The sequence below is a fragment of the Sphingobium sp. CFD-1 genome, from assembly GCF_024611115.1.
Lineage (GTDB): Bacteria > Pseudomonadota > Alphaproteobacteria > Sphingomonadales > Sphingomonadaceae > Sphingobium > Sphingobium baderi_A.
This window is the reverse complement of the sequence record NZ_CP084399.1, coordinates 105,004-123,593: the sequence shown is the minus strand read 5'-3', so window position 1 is coordinate 123,593 and position 18,590 is coordinate 105,004. Positions and strand designations below refer to the sequence as shown.

General features: G+C 64.3%; 18 protein-coding genes and 1 pseudogene. 16 read left to right on the top strand and 3 right to left on the bottom strand.

Features of this window, described 5'->3' with window-relative positions; all coding sequences use genetic code 11:
• Positions 1 to 34: 34 nt before the first annotated feature.
• The 3 genes from LDB26_RS20000 to LDB26_RS19990 all read right to left on the bottom strand — a co-directional run bounded on the left by LDB26_RS20000 (position 35) and on the right by LDB26_RS19990 (position 3,108).
• Complete coding sequence (locus LDB26_RS20000; protein ID WP_007688084.1) at positions 35 to 1,237, bottom strand: AAA family ATPase; 1,203 nt, start codon at positions 1,235 to 1,237, stop codon at positions 35 to 37.
• 195 nt (positions 1,238 to 1,432) lie between these two features.
• On the bottom strand, positions 1,433 to 2,521 hold the full coding sequence (locus tag LDB26_RS19995) for a replication initiation protein (RefSeq protein ID WP_007688083.1): 1,089 nt from the start codon (positions 2,519 to 2,521) through the stop codon (positions 1,433 to 1,435).
• Between the two features lie 386 nt (positions 2,522 to 2,907).
• Positions 2,908 to 3,108 (bottom strand): hypothetical protein, encoded by a 201-nt coding sequence (locus LDB26_RS19990; RefSeq protein ID WP_013041755.1) that lies wholly within the window; start codon positions 3,106 to 3,108, stop codon positions 2,908 to 2,910.
• A 79-nt stretch (positions 3,109 to 3,187) separates the two neighbouring features.
• Between LDB26_RS19990 and LDB26_RS19985 the strand changes: the two genes are divergently transcribed.
• From LDB26_RS19985 to LDB26_RS19910, 16 genes and pseudogenes are all read left to right on the top strand, one after another.
• Entirely contained in the window at positions 3,188 to 3,514 is a 327-nt protein-coding gene (locus LDB26_RS19985; protein ID WP_007688082.1) for a single-stranded DNA-binding protein, read from the top strand.
• Between the two features lie 61 nt (positions 3,515 to 3,575).
• Entirely contained in the window at positions 3,576 to 4,442 is an 867-nt protein-coding gene (locus tag LDB26_RS19980; RefSeq protein WP_007688081.1) for a toprim domain-containing protein, read from the top strand.
• A gap of 66 nt (positions 4,443 to 4,508) precedes the next feature.
• Positions 4,509 to 6,704: a strawberry notch-like NTP hydrolase domain-containing protein gene (locus tag LDB26_RS19975; RefSeq protein ID WP_257542273.1), complete on the top strand. Its 2,196-nt coding sequence runs from the start codon at positions 4,509 to 4,511 to the stop codon at positions 6,702 to 6,704.
• 90 nt (positions 6,705 to 6,794) lie between these two features.
• The gene (locus tag LDB26_RS19970; protein ID WP_007015824.1) at positions 6,795 to 8,027 is read left to right on the top strand and encodes a site-specific integrase; all 1,233 of its coding nucleotides are present in this window, start codon (positions 6,795 to 6,797) and stop codon (positions 8,025 to 8,027) included.
• On the top strand, positions 8,024 to 9,379 hold the full coding sequence (locus tag LDB26_RS19965) for a tyrosine-type recombinase/integrase (protein ID WP_009823940.1): 1,356 nt from the start codon (positions 8,024 to 8,026) through the stop codon (positions 9,377 to 9,379). Before LDB26_RS19970 ends, LDB26_RS19965 begins: the two co-directional genes overlap by 4 nt.
• A complete protein-coding gene (locus LDB26_RS19960) occupies positions 9,376 to 10,380 on the top strand; it encodes a site-specific integrase (RefSeq protein WP_009823939.1) in 1,005 nt (334 codons plus the stop codon). The genes LDB26_RS19965 and LDB26_RS19960 overlap by 4 nt, the downstream gene beginning before the upstream one ends.
• A 183-nt stretch (positions 10,381 to 10,563) precedes the next feature.
• Positions 10,564 to 12,540: a strawberry notch C-terminal domain-containing protein gene (locus tag LDB26_RS19955; RefSeq protein WP_009823943.1), complete on the top strand. Its 1,977-nt coding sequence runs from the start codon at positions 10,564 to 10,566 to the stop codon at positions 12,538 to 12,540.
• 157 nt (positions 12,541 to 12,697) lie between these two features.
• Positions 12,698 to 12,871, top strand: a pseudogene (locus LDB26_RS19950) (zincin-like metallopeptidase domain-containing protein); the annotation flags it as partial.
• A 52-nt stretch (positions 12,872 to 12,923) separates the two neighbouring features.
• A complete protein-coding gene (locus LDB26_RS19945) occupies positions 12,924 to 13,262 on the top strand; it encodes a helix-turn-helix transcriptional regulator (RefSeq protein WP_013849891.1) in 339 nt (112 codons plus the stop codon).
• Between the two features lie 12 nt (positions 13,263 to 13,274).
• Complete coding sequence (locus LDB26_RS19940) at positions 13,275 to 13,811, top strand: arsenate reductase ArsC (RefSeq protein ID WP_007688074.1); 537 nt, start codon at positions 13,275 to 13,277, stop codon at positions 13,809 to 13,811.
• On the top strand, positions 13,808 to 14,248 hold the full coding sequence (gene arsC / locus LDB26_RS19935) for an arsenate reductase (glutaredoxin) (RefSeq protein WP_007688073.1): 441 nt from the start codon (positions 13,808 to 13,810) through the stop codon (positions 14,246 to 14,248). The genes LDB26_RS19940 and arsC overlap by 4 nt, the downstream gene beginning before the upstream one ends.
• On the top strand, positions 14,245 to 15,312 hold the full coding sequence (arsB, locus tag LDB26_RS19930; protein WP_007688072.1) for an ACR3 family arsenite efflux transporter: 1,068 nt from the start codon (positions 14,245 to 14,247) through the stop codon (positions 15,310 to 15,312). Before arsC ends, arsB begins: the two co-directional genes overlap by 4 nt.
• The gene (gene arsN2, locus LDB26_RS19925; RefSeq protein ID WP_007688071.1) at positions 15,309 to 15,740 is read left to right on the top strand and encodes an arsenic resistance N-acetyltransferase ArsN2; all 432 of its coding nucleotides are present in this window, start codon (positions 15,309 to 15,311) and stop codon (positions 15,738 to 15,740) included. Before arsB ends, arsN2 begins: the two co-directional genes overlap by 4 nt.
• The gene (gene arsH / locus LDB26_RS19920) at positions 15,740 to 16,480 is read left to right on the top strand and encodes an arsenical resistance protein ArsH (protein ID WP_007688070.1); all 741 of its coding nucleotides are present in this window, start codon (positions 15,740 to 15,742) and stop codon (positions 16,478 to 16,480) included. Before arsN2 ends, arsH begins: the two co-directional genes overlap by 1 nt.
• Positions 16,481 to 16,827: 347 nt before the next feature.
• The gene (locus LDB26_RS19915; protein WP_007688069.1) at positions 16,828 to 17,769 is read left to right on the top strand and encodes a DUF2493 domain-containing protein; all 942 of its coding nucleotides are present in this window, start codon (positions 16,828 to 16,830) and stop codon (positions 17,767 to 17,769) included.
• A 112-nt stretch (positions 17,770 to 17,881) separates the two neighbouring features.
• Positions 17,882 to 18,550 (top strand): hypothetical protein, encoded by a 669-nt coding sequence (locus LDB26_RS19910; RefSeq protein WP_007688068.1) that lies wholly within the window; start codon positions 17,882 to 17,884, stop codon positions 18,548 to 18,550.
• Positions 18,551 to 18,590 lie beyond the last annotated feature (40 nt).

Sequence of the window (18,590 nt, the reverse complement as noted above, 5' to 3'; positions counted from 1 at the left end):
TACCCGGAATTGCACCGGTGCAATTTTGCTCGCATCAGGCGAGTCCCTCCTTGCGAAGCCGCGTCAAATGGCTCGGCCACATCGACCGAATGTCGACCTCAATTTCACTGTTCACGCCATCAAGATAGGCAAGGCAGCGGTTGCGCACCGTCGAACTGGTGACCGGGCCGTCCAGCTCGTAGACGGTCATCAGCCGCGCCGTTGCATTGTCGATTTCGGCCGAATCCTTGAGCGGCGTACGGACGATCGCGTGACCGAAAAGGGTCCGCATCAGGTTCAGCAGTTCCTTCTGCATCGACTTATTCTCATCGACCTTGGACGCCACAAAGCGCAGGAACTGCAGCGACGGCGCCAAGCCGCGATCGGCCAGCGTCTCTATGGTCTCATCGAGCATGGCGAGGAAGGCCGCCGTCGACGAGAAGTCCATCACCGTCGGCGGAACCGGCACCACCAGCGCATTGGCCGCGCGCAGCACCGAAAGCGAGATCGCGCCGAGCGCCGGAGGCGGATCGAGAACCACCACATCGAACCGATCGGCAATGCTCGCGATGCCTTGCGCCATGCGGTCGATCAGGTTCCCCTGCCCCCGCGCCATGCGCGCTGCGATTTCATATTCCGACTGGAACAGCCGCAGATTGGCCGGAACAAGCTCGAGGCCGTCGAAGTGGGTCTTGCGCAGGGCATAGTCGAGCGACTCCATGTCGTCGTGCCGCAGGAATGGATAGAGCGTGTCCTCCTCGGTCAGGTCGAGGTCGGGCACATAGCCGAATAGCGTGGTTGCCGACGCTTGGCTGTCGCAATCGATGAGAGCCACCCGGTAGCCCTTGATCGCGAGATATTGGGCCAGGTGCACCGAAAGAGTCGATTTCCCCACCCCGCCCTTGAAGTTCTGCACCGCGATAACGCAGCAGGGATCGGTTGCGGCCCGCCAGGGCCGGGTGCCGAACAGTCCGCGCATGTCGTTGAGCTGCGCCAGGGTATAGCCGACACGCCGATTATTCTCGGTTCGCGGAGGCGGCGGCAAGCGGCCGTCCTTCTCGGCCTCGCGAATGGCCGCCGCGGTTCGGCCGACCAGTTCCGCGGCCTTGCCAATCGGGAACGTCGGCTCGCGCCGCTCGTCCGCCCGGGCACTCCGCGCGGAGTCGCGGAGCCGCTCGAGGACAGAGCTGGTCCGTTGTGCGAGCGTCGAGACGGACAGCAGGTCCTGCGTGCCCTCAATGTCGAGTGATGCAGCCAAGAGAGGCCCCCTTGCGAAACTAGAGGGGGCATAGCTCAATTTGCACTTTTAGGTCAATCGAAGGCTGATTTTCGCAAGTCGGCCCAGCCCGAAGGGCGAAACTTGCCCAATCTGCGCCGCAGACCTTTTGCGCCCCCTCGCAACCTGACCCCTTGGGGGCAGTTCACCCCGAAATTGCACCGGTGCAATTTCGGCTCAGGGGCGCCCGCGTCGTGCCAGGAAACTCTCGCAGAAGCCGGTCCAGGATGCGATCAGCTTGGCGCCCTTGAGCTTCGCCAGCCTTTCGCCCATCTGCGCGCGATAGGCATCGGCAATGAGATCGATGTCCCAACCGCCGCCAGCCGAACGGCCGATGGCCGCGAGCGTGTCCGAGCCAAAGCGGATCGTGCCGTTCGGGAAGGTGACCTCCCCTGCCCCAGCCTTATCCTTTGACACCAAGGCCGCCACCGCCGCCTGTGTGACAGCCTCGACGGCAACGGTCTCCACCTCGTCCTCGCGCCGCGCCTTTCTGCCCGCAGAGTGCCGACCGATCTCATCCACGGTCGCGATTTGGGCCGGAGCATCCTTGGGCTCAAAGCGGAATTCGATTTCGGTGACAGTTCTGCCCTGGCGGATCTCCCGCCACTCCACGCGAAAATGGGCGAGCTGGTCGATTTCGGCCTTCGCCTTTTCGAGAACTTTGCGGCGCAGCTGCGCGAAATCCTTGTAGACGTCCGGCGCGATGCCGAGCAGCGCACGCAGCGCCGTCATGTCGCCCTTCCAGAGCGACTGGCGCCTATGCAGCCTCAGCGCCCCGATCTCGTACAGCTTGAGCGCATAGGTTGATCGGAAGCCGAGCACCGCCTGGCGGTTCAGGACCGCATAGGTCTCCGATTCCTGGATCAGCTTTCGGGCTTCGGGCGTGAACTCCCACTCGATCCACCCAGCGTCCGCGCCCTCTTCGTCTTCCGCTTCTTCGCGCGACGACGAGATAAGCGAAAAGCGCAGCGTCGCCTTCTTGCCGCGCCAGGACTTGTCGTCGACCGCGAAAAGCGTGCGGTGCAATTCCTCAAGCATATCCGAGATGCGCTCATTGCCCTTGTGGCCGCGGCGAATGTCCGCCTTTCGCATCTTGTGCGGGCGGTCCTCCCAGGCATCACCGCCCGCGGTCAAAATCATCAGCGCAAGCAAACGCGAAGCAGTCAGGCTAAGCGACTGGCCTTTGACGAACTTGACCTCGACGATGCTGCCGGGCTTGGCGAACTCGTCACCGCCCTTTGCCTGCAGGGCGGCAGCCACCCGCATCGCCCGTCCCGGAGAAGCGTCATCGCCGGTGGGGGAGGGCGTTACAGCGTGATCTAGGGCTTGCTCGTCATCCATGCCATGAAGTCTGCGCCGATTCGTCCAGCGTGGGAGAAAATCTGCCTGACCTGTCCTTACGCGTCAAGTCAGGGCAGGATAGACACCGGATTCGGCCCCCAAGAGGTCAGGATGGAACTTCGCTCCGAAGCAGCAAACCATGAGGAAGTGCGGCGAGTCGCGTTTCCAAGCGCCCGGACCCGCGCAAACGGCAGCGCGGACGCCGAAGAAAGTCCCTGACGAACGCTATGGCGAGCGAATCACTCCAGCAGGAAGCTGTCCCCCATACGGTCAGGAAGGCCCCAGCAGGTCAGGTTGCATCCCCCGATCGGTCAGGGAAGCGCCCCCGGAAGGGCAGGCAAAATCCCCCGTCCGGTCAGGATAAGCTTGCTCAAACCCGCAGAAATGCTGTGCTTTCGGCCTCCTGAATCTGAATCCTTTTGAATCGGAAAAGCTTCCGCTGCGAGCAGCGGCGTTTTGATTCTTTTTATTTTGAGAAAGAGATCGGCGTCGCGCCTGATGCAATCGTTCAATCCCCCCGCCTGGAGGGATACGCGAAGTTAGCCGCCTACGATAGGCTGCCGGCCAAATGACCTTGCGCATGGAGGGTGCATGATCAACTTCGCCAAGTTCGAGATCATCGGCCGGATCGGGGAAATCGACGCGCGGCCGAAAGTCACCCTGCTGTCGGTCTGCGCGAATTATCGCCGCAAGGGTGACGATAACGAATGGCAGGAAGACAGCCACTGGAACCGCGTGAGCGTCTTCAGCGAAGGCCAGCGAAAACATATCGCCGACCGGGCTCAAGTCGGGGATCTCGTGCGCATAGCCGGACGGCTCAAGGACAACTCCTATGAACGCGACGGCGCGACGCACTACACAACCGATCGCATCGTCGAGGAATTCGGGATCCTGGCACCCAAAGGCATGCCGGGGTGAAATATCGGGGAGGGGAGGGCGCAATCAGCAGCGGCGCTCCACCACTTCCGAGGATTAGTCGATGCCCATAGCTGCTCCCCATCGCGCCAAAGCCATTGTCGAAGCCCTGGGTGGGATCTGGCGCGGTACGCGCGGCGAATGCCGGTGCCCGGCACATAACGATCATGGTCCCAGCCTGTCGGTACGCCTGGGCGAGCGGGCGATCCTGTTCCACTGCTTTGCCGGCTGCGACACGCGCGATGTTCTGGCTGCTTTGCGCCGGCGCAAACTTCACGATGCGGAGCCGCTCACAATGCCGCGCCCGAAGGCGGCCGCGGACCATCGCGCTCTTGCACTTCGCCTATGGAAGGCGAGCCAGCCCATCGCCGGATCTCCAGCGGCCGATTATCTGGCGGCGCGCGGTCTGCCGCCTCCCTATCCGCGTTGCCTGCGCTACAACCCGCGCACCATCGTCGGGGCCGGTGAGCGCCGCCGGTTCTTTCCGGCGATGATCGCCGCGGTCGAGAATGATCTGGGGGTTGTCGCCGTCCAGCGGACCTGCCTCGATCTCGCCGACATCCTGCACAAACCCATGCCAAAGCCGAAGATTGCCCTTGGCCTTCTCGGCGACGCGGCCATTCGTCTGGCGCCGGCCGGCGAGGAGCTTGGCCTTGCCGAAGGCATCGAGGACGCCCTTTCAGCAATGGCCTGGTTCGGAACGCCCACCTGGGCGCTGGGCGGGGTCGAACGCCTTGGGCTTGTCGCCATCCCCGAACGGGTCAAGCGTATCATCGTCTATGGCGATCGCGGTGCCGCCGCTGCCGCCATGCTCAAAAAAGCCCGCCCCCATCTCACAGCCAATGGACGCGAACTGGTGCTCCGGCTGCCGGAACGGCACGCGGACTGGAATGATGCTTGGCGTGTCCGCCGGGCCGCCGAGGCGGCCTGAAAGGGGAGGGAGCCTTCCGGCTGATGACCTGGCGCTGATGCCAGGTGTCAGACCTGGAGATGCCCCATGGCCACACACCCCCTCGCGCTCACGCTGCCGCTCGATGATCCCGCCCGTACCGCTGCTCAAGGCATAGCCGACCGGCTGTCCGAAGGATGTCCGGTTGCACGTAACGACCTCCTTGCCGAAATGACCTCCGCTTTCGGTGGCTCGAGCGCCGATGGCCTGTGGTCATTGCGCGACGCCTACGATGTGCTCGAACTCGCGCAGGTCCTCCATCTGAAGAACGCGACGCTCCCGGCAGATGCGAATGCGCGGCTCGCCCAGCTGATCGCTATGACGGCGGCGCTTCCCACGCAAAGCGTGCGTAGCGAAACGCAGATCGCGTTCCAGCAATTCTCGACACCGGCGCCGATCGGCTTCCTTGCCGCCAAGGCAGCCGCGATCACGGCACACGATATCGTGCTCGAGCCCTCGGCCGGGACCGGCCTCCTGGCCGTACACGCCCATCTCGCCGGCGCGCGCCTCCTTCTCAATGATATCGATGCCTGGCGCACGCGTTTGCTGCGTCACGCCTTTCCCGAAGGCAGGCTGAGCACGCATGATGGCGAACTGATCGACGATATGCTCGATCCGCAACTGGTGCCGAGCGTCGTGCTCCTCAATCCGCCCTTCTCGCGAAGCCAGGGGCGCGCGCGCGATCGCCATGCCGCGCTTCGCCATTTGCGCTCCGCGCTGTTGCGGCTTGCTCCAGGCGGGCGCTGCGCCGTTATTCTCCCCGACCGCATCGAGACGGAGGACGCGGATTGGCTGCACGCCACTGCGGGCGCGCATGCCCGGCTGCATCTCGACCTGCCGCCCGATGCCTATGCCAAGCACGGCACCGGCCAGGCAGTCCAGCTCATACTCCTCGAAAAGGACGGGGCAGGGGGCTCGGTCCCGCGCCAGACCTGCACGACGCTCGGCGCTGCGCTTGCGGCCATCGATGCGATGGCGACCCCATGCGCGCCGCAGCCGCAGCCGATCTCCCGCCCCAGCGGATTGTTCCGGGGCCTCACGCGGCGGACCCGCCCCGTCTGCTCGCGTGCGGCGGTGACCCTGCCCACGACCCGCGCGGTCGCCTATCACCGTCTCGACGCGCCCGCACCCGCGGGCGAACCGCAAGGGATTTACCTGCCCTATCGGCCGAGCCGTCTGCTGATTGCCGATGCTCGTGAGCACCCAAGCGCGCTGGTCGAATCGCAGGCAATGGGATCGATTGCCGCACCCCCGGTCGCTTATGAACCCGTGCTGCCGGCCAGGATCCTGGACGACGGCCTGCTCTCGGACGCGCAGCTCGAAACGCTGATCTACGCTGGCGCGGCGTTCGAGCGCGATCTTCCCGGGCGGTTCATATCCAGCGAGGAGGGTCTTTCGCTGTCGCCGGCAGAGGCCGGTAACGCCTATCGGACCGGCTTTTTCCTTGGCGATGGCACGGGCGCCGGCAAGGGGCGGCAGGTGGCAGGCGTCATCCTCGACCAGTGGTTGCGTGGCAACCGCCGCCACCTCTGGATATCCAAGAGCGAGACGCTGGTCGAAGACGCTCGCCGGGACTGGTCGGCGCTTGGCGGCTTGCCGCTCGACATCCAGCATCTCAACCAGTGGAAGCTCGGCACCCCGATCGCGCTGGGCGATGGGATCCTCTTCCTGACCTATGCCACCCTGCGCTCCAACCGCGGCGACAGGGGCACGCGGCTGCGCCAGCTGATCGAATGGATGGGTGAGGATTTCAGCGGCGTCATCGTTTTCGACGAGGCGCATGAAATGGCCGGGGTGGCCGGCGGCGAGGGCCGGTTCGGCGCCACGAAAGGGTCCGAGCAGGGCATTGCCGGCGTCCGCCTGCAAAATCTCGCTCCGCGCGCCCGGATTCTCTACGCCTCGGCGACGGGCGCCTCGGATGTCAACAATCTTGCCTATGCGACACGCCTCGGATTGTGGGGACCGCAGACGGCCTTCGCCGACCGGCGGGCCTTCGTGGAATCCCTGCGCCGAGGCGGCATCGCGGCGATGGAGTTGATCGCCCGCGACCTCAAAGCGCAGGGCCTCTATGCCGCGCGGGCGCTCAGCTTCGCCGGCGTCGAATATGACATCCTCGAGCATCGGCTCAGCGAAGAACAGATCGCCGTCTACAATGCCTATGCCGATGCCTGGGCGATCTTATGGCGAGCTGCGCATAAGACGGCTTATCGCGAGGAAGCGGTAATGCGGAGGAGCGCGGCGTAACCGGCGAATTCCCATGATAGTGTGCGCAGTTGCTGCGCATTATATTGGTTGCGAACCTCGGCGGTCCCTGGACCAGCTGAGGAGGCAATCATGTTGAAGTTGCATGACGAGTTGATCACCGAACTCTCGAATTCGCTCACCACACAGAATTACAATCCCGTGGTCGTGGCGAACCACCGTCTCTACGCCCGCGCGTTTCTCGATTATCTGGCCGAGTGCGATATACAGGTCGAGACTGTGACGCCGCAGCAGGTCGATCAGTATTTTGGCTATGCGGTTCAGGATTTTGAGATCCAGTACGGTCGGCCTCCCAGTGCGCGTTGGCACATGTTGCCCCGCACCGCGATCGCCAAGCTCCTCCGGCTTGCTCAAGGCAATTGGCCCCCGGACGCAGAAATGATCGGTCCCGATGACGAGCATCGACATGAAATTTGCCGCGAATACGAGGCATGGCTGCGCGAGGAGCGCGGTTTGGCAAGCGCGTCCATTGCGGCGCTGATGTGGGAGGCGCGAAACTTCCTGCGATGGCAGTTCGACCGGGCCGGTGCCGCCAGCCTCGAAACGTTGAGCATCGTGGACATCGATCTCTACATGGACATGCGCGCGCCTGGTTTACGGCGCAAATCATTGGCCGATGTCGCTGAGCGTCTCCGTTCGGTGGTTCGCCATCTGCATCGGACGGGTCGCATCCCGACCGATCTGACGCCACACATCATCGGCCCCATGCTCTATGCCTACGAAGATGTGCCGTCGACGCTGGAAAGGAGCCAAATCGCCGCGGTTCTGGCGACAACGCAGGAGGACAGATCGCCACGCGGACTACGCGATTATGCGATACTTCAGCTGCTTGCCACGTATGGGCTGCGCGAAGGTGAGATATGCCGCCTTCGGCTCGATGACGTGGACTGGCGCGCAGAATCCCTCCGGATCTGCCACACCAAGACCAACGCGTACTCGTACATGCCGCTAATGGTGACTGTTGGTGAAGCGCTGCTGGATTATCTGCGCCTTGGGCGGCCCCAGGTTGAAGTGCGGGAAATCTTCGTCCGATCCTGCGCACCCTATATCGCAATGACGAACCTGTACGGCATGATCCGCGGTCGGTTGGCCGCCGCAGGCGTAGTGCCAGCAGGAAAGCGGGGGCCGCATGTCTTCCGCCACGCACGTGCGGTCGAAATGCTGCGGGCATCGGTCCCGCAAAAGATCATCGGCGACGTGCTCGGGCATCGATCCACCGAATCCACCAATACTTATCTCAAACTGGCAACAGATGATCTCCGAGCCGTGGCACTCGAGGTGCCTGGAATGGAGGTGCTGTCATGAGCGCCTGGCACGATCCCGATCGCACCGTCGTCGACGCCTTCCTGGTAAAATCGCAGTTCCGGCCGGGAAGCGTACCGACATATCGCTGGTTCCTTTGCACCTTCGAAGATGTTGCCCGCCGGCATCCGGCGGTGGACCGGCAGATGCTCGACGCCTGGCTGAAGGAGATGCAAAAACGTTGGCGATTGTCGACGCTGCTCAATCAGGTCTGCATTGTCGACCGCTTCCTCGACCACCTCGTCGAAATCGGGCTGATCGCCGACAACCCTGTTGCTGCACTTCGCCGTCGGTACAACGTCAAGCAAAGCAAGCCGATCTGGCGGGCCTTGGCTTCCCCGAATCCCGACGAATCCTTGGCCGCGTTACGACGGCCTGCGCCCTTCGGCAGCGTGCTGGGTGACTTCATGCAAGACCATGTCATGCTGATGCGCAGCCGGGGATATCAATATGAAGCGCAGGCTCACTGGCTGCTGCGGTTCGATCGGTTCCTTCAGGCCCGTCCCGACCTCGCGGAGCAACCACTTGAGGCAATGATTGCGAGCTGGGCGGCTGCCAAGCCGACCCGCAACCACGCGGCTGAATGCCAGAAGCTGGCGCGCATCCTGACCAAGGCGCGGTTCCGCCTCGATCCGACTATCCCGCCAAAGCGCTTCAATCCCCGGCCAGAGCGGGAAGTAGCGCGGGAGCATCGGCAACCGCATATCTTCAGCCCGGCTGACGTTCGGCGTATGCTCGATACCGCACGGACTTATCCGTCGCCGGACGCTCCGCTGCGGCCGTTGACCCTCTACACCATGATCATGCTGGCCTATTGTGCCGGGCTACGGCGAAGCGAGCTGGCATGGCTCGATCTTGGTGACGTGGACCTGCAATCAAGCACGATCACGATCCGGGAAACGAAGTTCTACAAGACCAGGATCTTGCCTCTATCCGACAGTGTCGCGGTCGAACTGCGCGCGTACATCGATGCGAGGCGGCGCGCTGGCGGCCCACAGAACCCGAAATCAGGGCTGTTCTGGCATGCCCACTTAAATGACCGCTACAGGCCCGAGGCGGTTACGACAATGATTACCAACGTCATGCGCCGTGCTGGGCTCAAGCCCGCTTCGGGCCGGACCGGGCCGCGGGTCCATGACCTTCGTCACTCGATGGTGGTGAACCGCATCCTCCAGTGGTACCGGTCCGGCATTAACCCTCAGGAAAAACTGCACTTCCTCTCGACCTACATGGGGCACCGGGATCTCCACTCCACGCTGGTCTACATCACCGTCACGCAGGATCTGTTGCAGGAAGCCAGTGAACGGTTCCGCGCGCTCGGCGCCCCGTGCCTTGTCACGGAGGCGCGGCCATGAGGAAAGGCAATCCATTGCCCGCGTTGTTGCGGGCGTTCTTCCAGGAGTGGCTGGCCGAGCAGCGCAGCGCGTCAATCCACACGATCCGCTCTTATCGCGACACCTGGCGGCTGCTGCTTCGGTTCGTCGCGGAGCGAAAAGGCTGCGGGGTCGCGCGGCTGACGCTCACCGACGTCTCGGCCGGCGAGGTGCGCGCGTTCCTTCATCATACCGAGCATGGCCGCAAGACCACGATCGGCACGCGGAACTGCCGACTGGCCGCCATCCGCAGCTTCTTCAGCTTCGTGGCGGACAAGAATCCGGAATACATCGCGCAGTGCTCAGAGGTCCTGGCTGTTCCGTTGAAGCGGGAGCCCACCTCCGCGCCGTGCTACCTCGAGCCCGAGGAGGTCGAGGCCATCCTCGCCCAGCCCAACCGATCGACACTCGAAGGGCTGCGCGACCATGTACTGCTCTCGTTCCTCTATAACAGTGGCGCGCGAATCCAAGAGGCGCTTGACCTCTGTCCCGAAGCAATCCGGTTCGATGCACCGAACTTCGTGCGTCTTTACGGCAAGGGGCGCAAGGAACGCATCTGCCCGCTCTGGCCAGAAACCGTGGCATTGCTCAGGAAGCTACTGGAGCGACAGCCGCGTGCGCCCGATGAGCGGATCTTCGTCAATCGATACGGTGAACCGCTAGGGGCGTCAGGGGTGCGGTTCAAGCTCAACGCCTACGTGGAACAAGCCGCGAAATCGACGCTGACCCTCCAGTCAAAACACGTTACGCCTCACAGCTTCCGGCACGCGACCGCCGTCCACCTCGTTGCCGCCGGAGTCGATATCACCGTCATCCGCAGTTGGCTCGGGCACGTCAGTCTCGATACGACCAATCACTATGCTCAGGCCAATCTGGAGACCAAACGAAAGGCGCTGGAACAGGTTGGCGCCCCGGCGGCGAGCAACGTGCCACCTTCGTGGAAGCGAGATGCCAATCTGATGGGATGGCTCGACACCCTATAGAATAATGTGAAGGACGTGGCGAAATGTTCCGCAGCTTTGCAGGACTACGCCGCGTTCCTCCGCATTACCGCTTCCTCGCGATAAGCGATCATTCACAACAATCTGCAGGCCGCGCTCGCCGCCACGCGCGTCACCGACGACTTCAGCGGTGCCACCTATAATAGCGGCGCGAAGGCCGCGGCATTGTCGATCTTCGAATCGACCAAGCAACGCTTCTTCGGCCAGATCCTGCTGTCGATGAAGCTGCCCTCGCTGATCCCGGCGATCGCCGCCGATCTCGCGCGCGGCGACTGCGCCGTCGTCCAGCTCGTGTCGACCTCGGAAGCGATGCTCGATCGTGCCCTTGCCGACCTGTCCCCCGAGGAGCGCGCCTGGCTCGATATCGAGCTGTCCCCGCGCGAATTCCTGGTCGATTATCTGACCGCGGCCTTTCCCGTGCGCCAGATGCGCACCTATACCGACGATAGCGGCACGGTGCGCTCGGAACCGATGATCGACGAGGCCGGGCAGCCCGTGCTGTGCCGGGAAGCGATGGCCATGCGCGACCAGCTCCTCGAGCAACTCTGTGCGCTGCCGGTCGTCGGCTCGGCGCTCGATCACATAATCGGGCATTTCGGGACGGAGGCTGTGGCCGAGGTGACGGGCCGCAGCCGGCGGATCGTCGTCGATGCCGACGGCCGTCAGCGGATCGAACGGCGCAGCGCGCGCACGAACCTCGCGGAGACCGACATCTTCATGCGCGGCGAAAAGCGCATCCTGATCTTCTCCGACGCCGGCGGCACGGGGCGGAGTTACCACGCCAGCCTCGACGCGCCCAATCAGAGCCGCCGCATTCACTATCTCCTCGAGCCCGGTTGGCGCGCGGACGCGGCGATCCAGGGGCTGGGCCGCACGCACCGCACCCACCAAGCCTGCCCGCCCTTGTTTCGGCCCGTTTCCACCGATTGCCGTGGCGAACGGCGGTTCATCTCGACCATCGCCCGGCGCCTCGACAGCCTGGGCGCGCTGACCCGTGGCCAACGCCAGACCGGCGGGCAGGGACTTTTCGACCCCCGCGACAATCTGGAGTCCGACTTCGCGCGGGAATCGCTCGACCAGTGGTTTCGCCTGCTGTTCCAGGCAAAACTCCAATCGGTCCACTTCGATCAGTTCCAGGCGCTCACCGGTTTGAACCTGGCCGGGGAGGGCGGGGGGCTCACCGAGACCTTGCCCACGATCCAGCGGTGGTTGAACCGCATCCTGGCGCTGCGCATCGACCTGCAGAACGCGATCTTCGACGAATATCTCGGCTTGATCGAAGCACGGGTGGAAAAGGCACGCGAGGCCGGCACCCTCGATCTTGGCGTCGAAACGATCGCGGCCGACCGTATTTCGATCCTCGACCGGACGGTGATCCGGCGCGATCCCGTGAGCGGCGCCGAAACCGAGATCCTGCGTATCGAAACCGAGGAGCGATATCGGCCGCTGACCCTGGAGCGAGCGCATTGGCTTCTGGCCGACCCGGAAGCGCGCGGGTTGATCAACCCGCGTTCCGGCAAGGCCGCCATTTGCCGGCCGACCTTCTCGCTGACGGACGAAGAGGGGCGGACCGTGCGCCGCTATGAGCTGGTGCGGCCGACGCGCACCGAACGGCACCGGCAGGACCTCTTCGCCGAAACCCATTGGACCGACGTGGACCGGGCGAGCTTCGACGAAGCCTGGCAGGCCGAATGCGACGCAATGGCGGCGCAGACGCGCACGCAGATCATCTATCTGGTCACTGGCCTGCTGCTTCCGGTGTGGGGCAAGCTGCCCGACGATCATGTCCAGGTCTGGCGGCTGACGAGCGATGACGGCCAGTCGCTTCTCGGGCGTCTTATTCCGGCGCCGCTGGTTGAGCGGATTGCCAGCGCATTCGGCATCGCGGCCCATGTCGAGATCGACCTCGGCGCGCGGGTCGAGCACGTCCGCACCTCGGGCGAGATCATGCCGATCGGAGCGCTGCGGCTGAAGCGCGCCTTGGTCGCCGGCGATCAACGCCTCGAATTGCTGGACTGGAAGCCCGAGGCGCTGCCGCATCTCAAGGCGGCGGGCTGCTTCACCGAGATCATCCAGCACCGCACGCGGCTGTTCGTTCCCCCGAGCCGCGCCCTCGAGATCCTCGCCAGGATCACGGACTGACCCGCGGCCGCGCCAAGCGACCGAAGAGAGGGGAGGGGGCCTTCGGCCGGGTGGGCCTGAGTGGCTCAAGCCGGCCGACGAGGTCGGCGCAACCCTCGAAGGAGACAACCGATGATCCAGTCCGTGAAGGTCAAGAACCTCTCGCTCTCGAAGGACAACCACCCATCTCGACGACCACGCGGCTTATATCGGATCCTGGCTCGCCATTTTGCGCAAGGATAATCGCGCATTGCTGACGGCGGCTGCGCGAGCCGAGGAAGCCGCCGGGTTTCTGCTGCGGGCAACCGATCTCGCTTGCGAGGATGATCTGGACGAGCAGGCGGCTGCTTGATCTCGCCATGTCGCCGATTGCACTATATCCATATATCCGCTATCGTGGATATATGGATAACGAATCTGTCATCGTCGCGTTGGGCGCGCTTGCCCAAGCCACGCGCCTCGACGCCTTCCGCCTTCTGGTGCGTCACGAACCCGAAGGCCTTCCCGCCGGCGAGGTCGCCAAGGCGCTGGATGTCCCGCAGAACACGATGTCGGTGCATTTGGCGACCCTGGCGCGTGCCGGCCTGGTCACATCCGAGCGGCGCAGCCGGATCATCAACTACCGCGCCGATCTCGATGCGCTACGCTCCGTGATGCTGTTCCTCGTCAAGGACTGCTGTGGTGGCCGGGCCGAGCTCTGCCATCCACTTGCGGATGAACTGCTTGCCTGTCGTGCTGCCTGAAAGGACATCAACATGACGGATCGCCTGTTGAACGTACTGTTTCTTTGCACGGGCAATTCCGCCCGTTCCATCATGGCCGAGGCGATCCTCAGCCGTGAGGGGCTAGGCCGTTTCAAATCGTTCAGCGCCGGCAGCCAGCCCAAGGGCGAGGTCCATCCGTTCACCATTCATCTCTTGGAGAAGCTGAACTACGACGCAAGCCGGTTCCGCTCGAAGAGCTGGGAAGAGTTTTCCGGCCCCGATGCGCCGTCCTTGGATTTCGTGTTCACCGTTTGCGACAATGCCGCCAATGAGCTTTGCCCGGTTTGGCCGGGGCAGCCGCTGACCGCCAATTGGGGGGTGCCCGATCCGGCCGCTATCGAGGACAGCGAAACGGTGCAGCACGCGGCCTTCTTCGATACTTACAGGATGCTGTTCAATCGCATCTCGCTGTTCACCAACCTGCCGTTCGAAGGCCTCGACAAGATGAGTCTACAGAACCGGCTGAACCGGATCGGCAAGGAACAGGGCCGCGCCGACCTCCCAAGCGAAAAGGCACCCAGCGCATGAGCAATGCCGCAATCGATATCGTCATCTATCACAATCCCGAGTGTGGGACGTCGCGCAACACGCTGGCGATGATCCGCAACGCCGGGATCGAGCCGCATGTGATCGAATATCTCAAGACGCCGCCCAACCGCCCGCGCCTGGTTTCGCTCATCGCCCGCATGGGCATCAGCGCACGCCAGTTGCTCCGCGAGAAGGGCACGCCCTTCGCCGAGCTGGGTCTTGCCGATCCGACGCTCAGCGATGACCAGCTCATTGATGCGATGATCGAACATCCGATCCTCATCAACCGGCCAATCGTTGTGTCGCCGCTCGGCGTGAAACTCTGCCGTCCATCGGAAGAGGTGCTCGATCTTCTCCCGTCCGCCCAGCGCGGGGCTTTCACCAAGGAAGATGGCGAGCAGGTCATCGACGCCGCCGGCAAGAGGATCGGGGCGTGAACGCGACCGTTGCGGCACGACCCAAGCCGGCGATCAACAGCTTCGAACGCTATTTGAGCGTCTGGGTGGCGCTCTGCATCGCTGTCGGCATCGCGCTCGGCTATTCGCTGCCGAATCTGTTCGCAGCCATCGCATCGGCTGAGATCGCGCGCGTGAACCTGGTCGTGGCTGTGCTGATCTGGCTGATGATCGTCCCCATGCTGCTCAAGATCGACCTCGGCGCGTTGGGGTCGGTTCGCCAACACTGGAAGGGCGTCGGCGTCACCCTCTTCATCAACTGGGCGGTGAAGCCCTTTTCAATGGCGCTGCTCGGCACGCTGTTCCTGGGATGGCTCTTCCGGCCGCTGCTGCCGCAGGGCGAGATCAACGCCTATATCGCCGGGCTCATCCTGCTCGCCGCCGCCCCCTGCACGGCGATGGTGTTCGTCTGGTCGAACCTGTGCGACGGCGAGCCGACCTATACGCTGAGCCAGGTGGCGCTCAACGACGTGATCATGGTCTTCGCCTTCGCACCGCTGGTCGGACTGCTGCTCGGGGTCGCCTCGATCACAGTGCCCTGGGACACGCTGCTCATCTCGGTCCTGCTCTATATCGTCGTGCCCGTCATCGTCGCGCAGATCATTCGTCGGGCGTTGCTATCGTCAGGCGGGCAGCCGGCGCTCGATCGGCTGCTGGCAACGCTTGGGCCGGTGTCGCTGGTTGCGCTGCTGACGACGCTCGTCCTCCTGTTCGGCTTCCAGGGCCCGGCGATCCTGGCTCATCCGCTGGTCATCGCACTGATTGCCATTCCCATCCTCATCCAGGTCTACTTCAATGCGGGCCTGGCCTATTGGCTCAGCCGGCGCTTCGGCGTGGCCTGGTGCGTCGCCGCTCCGGCCGCGCTGATCGGCGCGTCCAATTTCTTCGAGCTCGCGGTTGCAGCCGCGATCAGCCTGTTCGGCCTCAATTCCGGGGCCGCGCTCGCGACCGTGGTGGGCGTGCTGGTCGAGGTGCCGGTAATGCTGTCTGTCGTCAGCATCGTCAAGAAGACGCGGCCCTGGTACGAGCAACGCGTTCCTGCATGATCGCTACACTCCTGGATTCCAGGTCGCTTTCCGACCTGATGGCGGAGCTGAGCGCGGCGGGTCTGCCTGCCAGTGATCTCGCCGAGGCGGGACGCCGCTTCTTTCGGTTCGAGGATGATGTTGGCCTTGTCGGCTATGGCGGGATCGAAGGCGACGGCTCCGACCGCCTGCTGCGCTCGCTGGTCGTGAAGGCCGATCGGCGCGGATGCGGATTGGGCGGTGCCATTCTCACGGCAGTCGAACGCGCTGCAGCTGATGAGGGCGCGACTAGCCTGTACCTGCTCACCACGACCGCCGAGCCTTTCTTTCGCCGTCACGGCTATGAAACAGCCGAACGGACCGACGTTCCTGCCGTCATCGCGCAATCGGCCGAGTTCCGATCGCTATGCCCGGCGAGCGCCGCCCTTTTGTACAAATGGATTGCCTGATGTCGCGTCTTCGTATCCTTCCCGAACCCGATCACATGCCCGCGCTGGACCGTGCAATGATCCGGCCCGATCTCGCCGCCGGGCTCGGCGCGCTTGAGCCGAAACCTCGCATCCTCCTCCTCTACGGCTCGCTGCGCGAGCGGTCGTTCAGTCGCTTCGCGGTCGAGGAAGCGGCCCGGCTGCTCATCCTCTTCGGCGCCGAAGTGCGGATCTTCGATCCGGCCGATCTCCCGCTCCCCGACCAGATCAAGGACGATGATCACCCGGCGGTGCATGAGCTTCGCGAGCATGCGCTTTGGTCCGAGGGCATGGTCTGGTGCAGTCCCGAACGGCACGGCCAGATCACCGGCATCATGAAAGCGCAGATCGACCATTTGCCGCTCGAATTCGGCGGCATGCGTCCGACCCAGGGCCGGACCCTGGCCGTCATGCAGGTTTCGGGCGGATCGCAGTCGTTCAACGCGGTCAACACGTTGCGGCTGCTCGGGCGGTGGATGCGCATGTTCACCATCCCCAACCAGTCGAGCATTGCTATGGCGTTCAAGGAGTTCGACGAGGACGGCCGTCTCAGTGCCTCAAGCTATTATGACCGGATCGTCGACGTCATGGAGGAGCTGGTGCGCTTCACGGTGCTGACACGTCGCCATGCCGATCAACTCGTGGACCGCTATTCGGAACGCAAGGCGGCAGCCGCCAAGCGCGACGCGGCCCAAGATCTGGCCTCACGGTCGAAGGCCTGACGGCCGGGCTCTTCCGATGCGACGCGCTTTCATGCCGTCCTGTGCGTATCGGGAGATCGGGTTGCGGGTGCCCTTCTTAAGGTCCTCTGCGTCATGAATGCCTGACGCGACAGGGCCTTCGCGCCTTTCGCCAGAGGATGCGGCACATGGGCCATCGCGCTGGCGGCGGCAACCCGAACGCTCCGGCCGTGTTGGCGCGCCGAGGCGCGCCTGCCCGCACCACCCGGACCTTATCGGGTTCCCCTTGGGCGTTGCCCGGCGGTGCCGCCGCCGCTTTTTCGATGGCCCGGAGGGTGCGCATCCGGCGGGAAGGCCGCCGGCCCTGCGACACGGAAAGGCAATCCCTCATGACCAGCTCCCTTTCAGCAGTGCTCCAAGCACTCGAACTCGGCCATCTCGACCTGATGGGCGACCAACGCTCGATGGAAGCGCCGCCGCCGGCCGAAGCGCTCGAACAGACCGTCAGCGCCATCTGGAGCGATCTCTTCGCGCTCTTCCCCTTCACCGCGCTCGAACGCGACATCGAGGATCTGGGCTGGGGCTTCGTCAATCTCTTCCACCGCGCGGCCGCCAAGAAGCATCAGCTGATCGACCGCCTGACCGACGAGATCCGGCTCCTGCTCGCCGAGCAGGACGGATCGGAGATCGCGACCGCTGATCTCGAGGACAAGATCGATCTCGCCCGCAAGGTCGAGCAGTCCGCCCAGGCCTATGAGGGGATGCGCGACACCGCGGCGCGCCACTATCTGCATGAGACCGGCCGCTCCTGGGTGCCCGCGACCGGCAACCGCATCTCGCTCGGCACGACCGCTGCGATCGTCGATGGCCGGGCCTATTTGCAGGCGCGGCGCGAGCGGGTGCGCGATGCCAATATGGTCCATGGCACGCCCGTGGTCTTCGCCGGCGGGCGCCTTCGCTTCGCCAGCGACGACGAGGCCAAGCAGTTTGCCGACAATCTGCTGCGGACCCTCAAGGCCGTGCGCGAACGTGTGGGCGACATGTATCTCGTCCATGGCGGCGACATGAAGGGCATCGAGCGTCTTGCAGCATCCTGGGCCGAGCAGAACGGCATCCAGCAGCTGCGGTTCGGCCTTGATCGCAAGCTTGGCGATCGTGCCGGCTTCCGGCGCAACGAGCAGATGCTCTCGGTCAAGCCGCGCTACGTCATTGCCTTCCAGGGCAACGGCGTCACCGAAAGGCTGGTGGTCGAGGCCAAGGCGCGCGGCATCCATGTCGTCGATCGCCGCGGACCGCTCGGAACGCCGCCGGCGGCTTTATCTCGCGGCTGACCGCCGTGCCGGCCGCTTCGGCGGCCGGCTTTTCTCAATCTCGCGGATTCCGGTGCCGGAGGGGAGGGGGCGGGGCGGATGCGTCCCTTGTTCCCTTCGGAGGTTCCGCATCATGTTCATGCCCGATCGCGCCAGTGCGTGCGCGCTCCTTGCCTTCCGCGCCGCGCATGGCCGCCACTGGAAGGCGAAGCTGCTGTCCTTATGGTCGACAGGCCGCGATGTGGACGAAGCCGATGGCGCTTACTTACGGCATCTTCGCAACCAGGCCGGTCCCTCCTGGCTCCGCCAGCTGACGCCGCGCCGCTGGCGCGCGATCGAAAGATTGGCGGCGCCCGGCGATCCGGTGCTTGCAGCCGTGTTTCTCGATCGAGCGCGCGAATTTCATCGCGGCGCGCAGATTGGCGCGCCTATTGCGCTTGCGCCGGCACTGCACTTGCTCGCGATCTCCTGCGAACTGGGTTTGAAGGCGCATCTTTTGGGTCATGGCTGGACGGACGATGCGCTGGCCCGCGATATCCGTCATGACCTTGTCCGCGCCCTCGACGAGGCGCGGCAGCTAGGCCTGCCGGCGCCCGGTCGTCCGCTGGCCGATTTCATCAAGAGCCTCGGCCCGGCCTATGCCGTGCATCGGATCGACGCGCTGGTGGCAGGTGGCTATGCCTGCGACATCGGCGCCGTGCTTTGCGAGACCGGGCAGCTCCTCGATGCCGTGGCGGCCTGCCTGAGGCCAGCCACGCCAGGCGCCGCCACCTTGCGTACCTCCTCTTCCCCCTCCGCGTGATCGTGCAACGGACGTCGTGTCGAGCCCGCGAGTGGCCATG

What these genes read in the sequence shown, in the direction of transcription:
- LDB26_RS19965 (WP_009823940.1), top strand. Translation starts at nt 8,024, where the DNA reads ATGAGCGCCTGGCACGATCCCGATCGCACCGTCGTCGACGCCTTCCTG.
- LDB26_RS19980 (WP_007688081.1), top strand. Translation starts at nt 3,576, where the DNA reads ATGCCCATAGCTGCTCCCCATCGCGCCAAAGCCATTGTCGAAGCCCTG.
- LDB26_RS19945 (WP_013849891.1), top strand. Translation starts at nt 12,924, where the DNA reads ATGGATAACGAATCTGTCATCGTCGCGTTGGGCGCGCTTGCCCAAGCC.
- LDB26_RS19940 (WP_007688074.1), top strand. Translation starts at nt 13,275, where the DNA reads ATGACGGATCGCCTGTTGAACGTACTGTTTCTTTGCACGGGCAATTCC.
- LDB26_RS19970 (WP_007015824.1), top strand. Translation starts at nt 6,795, where the DNA reads ATGTTGAAGTTGCATGACGAGTTGATCACCGAACTCTCGAATTCGCTC.
- LDB26_RS19985 (WP_007688082.1), top strand. Translation starts at nt 3,188, where the DNA reads ATGATCAACTTCGCCAAGTTCGAGATCATCGGCCGGATCGGGGAAATC.
- LDB26_RS19975 (WP_257542273.1), top strand. Translation starts at nt 4,509, where the DNA reads ATGGCCACACACCCCCTCGCGCTCACGCTGCCGCTCGATGATCCCGCC.
- LDB26_RS19915 (WP_007688069.1), top strand. Translation starts at nt 16,828, where the DNA reads ATGACCAGCTCCCTTTCAGCAGTGCTCCAAGCACTCGAACTCGGCCAT.
- LDB26_RS19960 (WP_009823939.1), top strand. Translation starts at nt 9,376, where the DNA reads ATGAGGAAAGGCAATCCATTGCCCGCGTTGTTGCGGGCGTTCTTCCAG.
- arsN2 (WP_007688071.1), top strand. Translation starts at nt 15,309, where the DNA reads ATGATCGCTACACTCCTGGATTCCAGGTCGCTTTCCGACCTGATGGCG.
- arsC (WP_007688073.1), top strand. Translation starts at nt 13,808, where the DNA reads ATGAGCAATGCCGCAATCGATATCGTCATCTATCACAATCCCGAGTGT.
- LDB26_RS19995 (WP_007688083.1), bottom strand. Translation starts at nt 2,521, where the DNA reads ATGCGGGTGGCTGCCGCCCTGCAGGCAAAGGGCGGTGACGAGTTCGCC.
- arsH (WP_007688070.1), top strand. Translation starts at nt 15,740, where the DNA reads ATGTCGCGTCTTCGTATCCTTCCCGAACCCGATCACATGCCCGCGCTG.
- LDB26_RS19910 (WP_007688068.1), top strand. Translation starts at nt 17,882, where the DNA reads ATGTTCATGCCCGATCGCGCCAGTGCGTGCGCGCTCCTTGCCTTCCGC.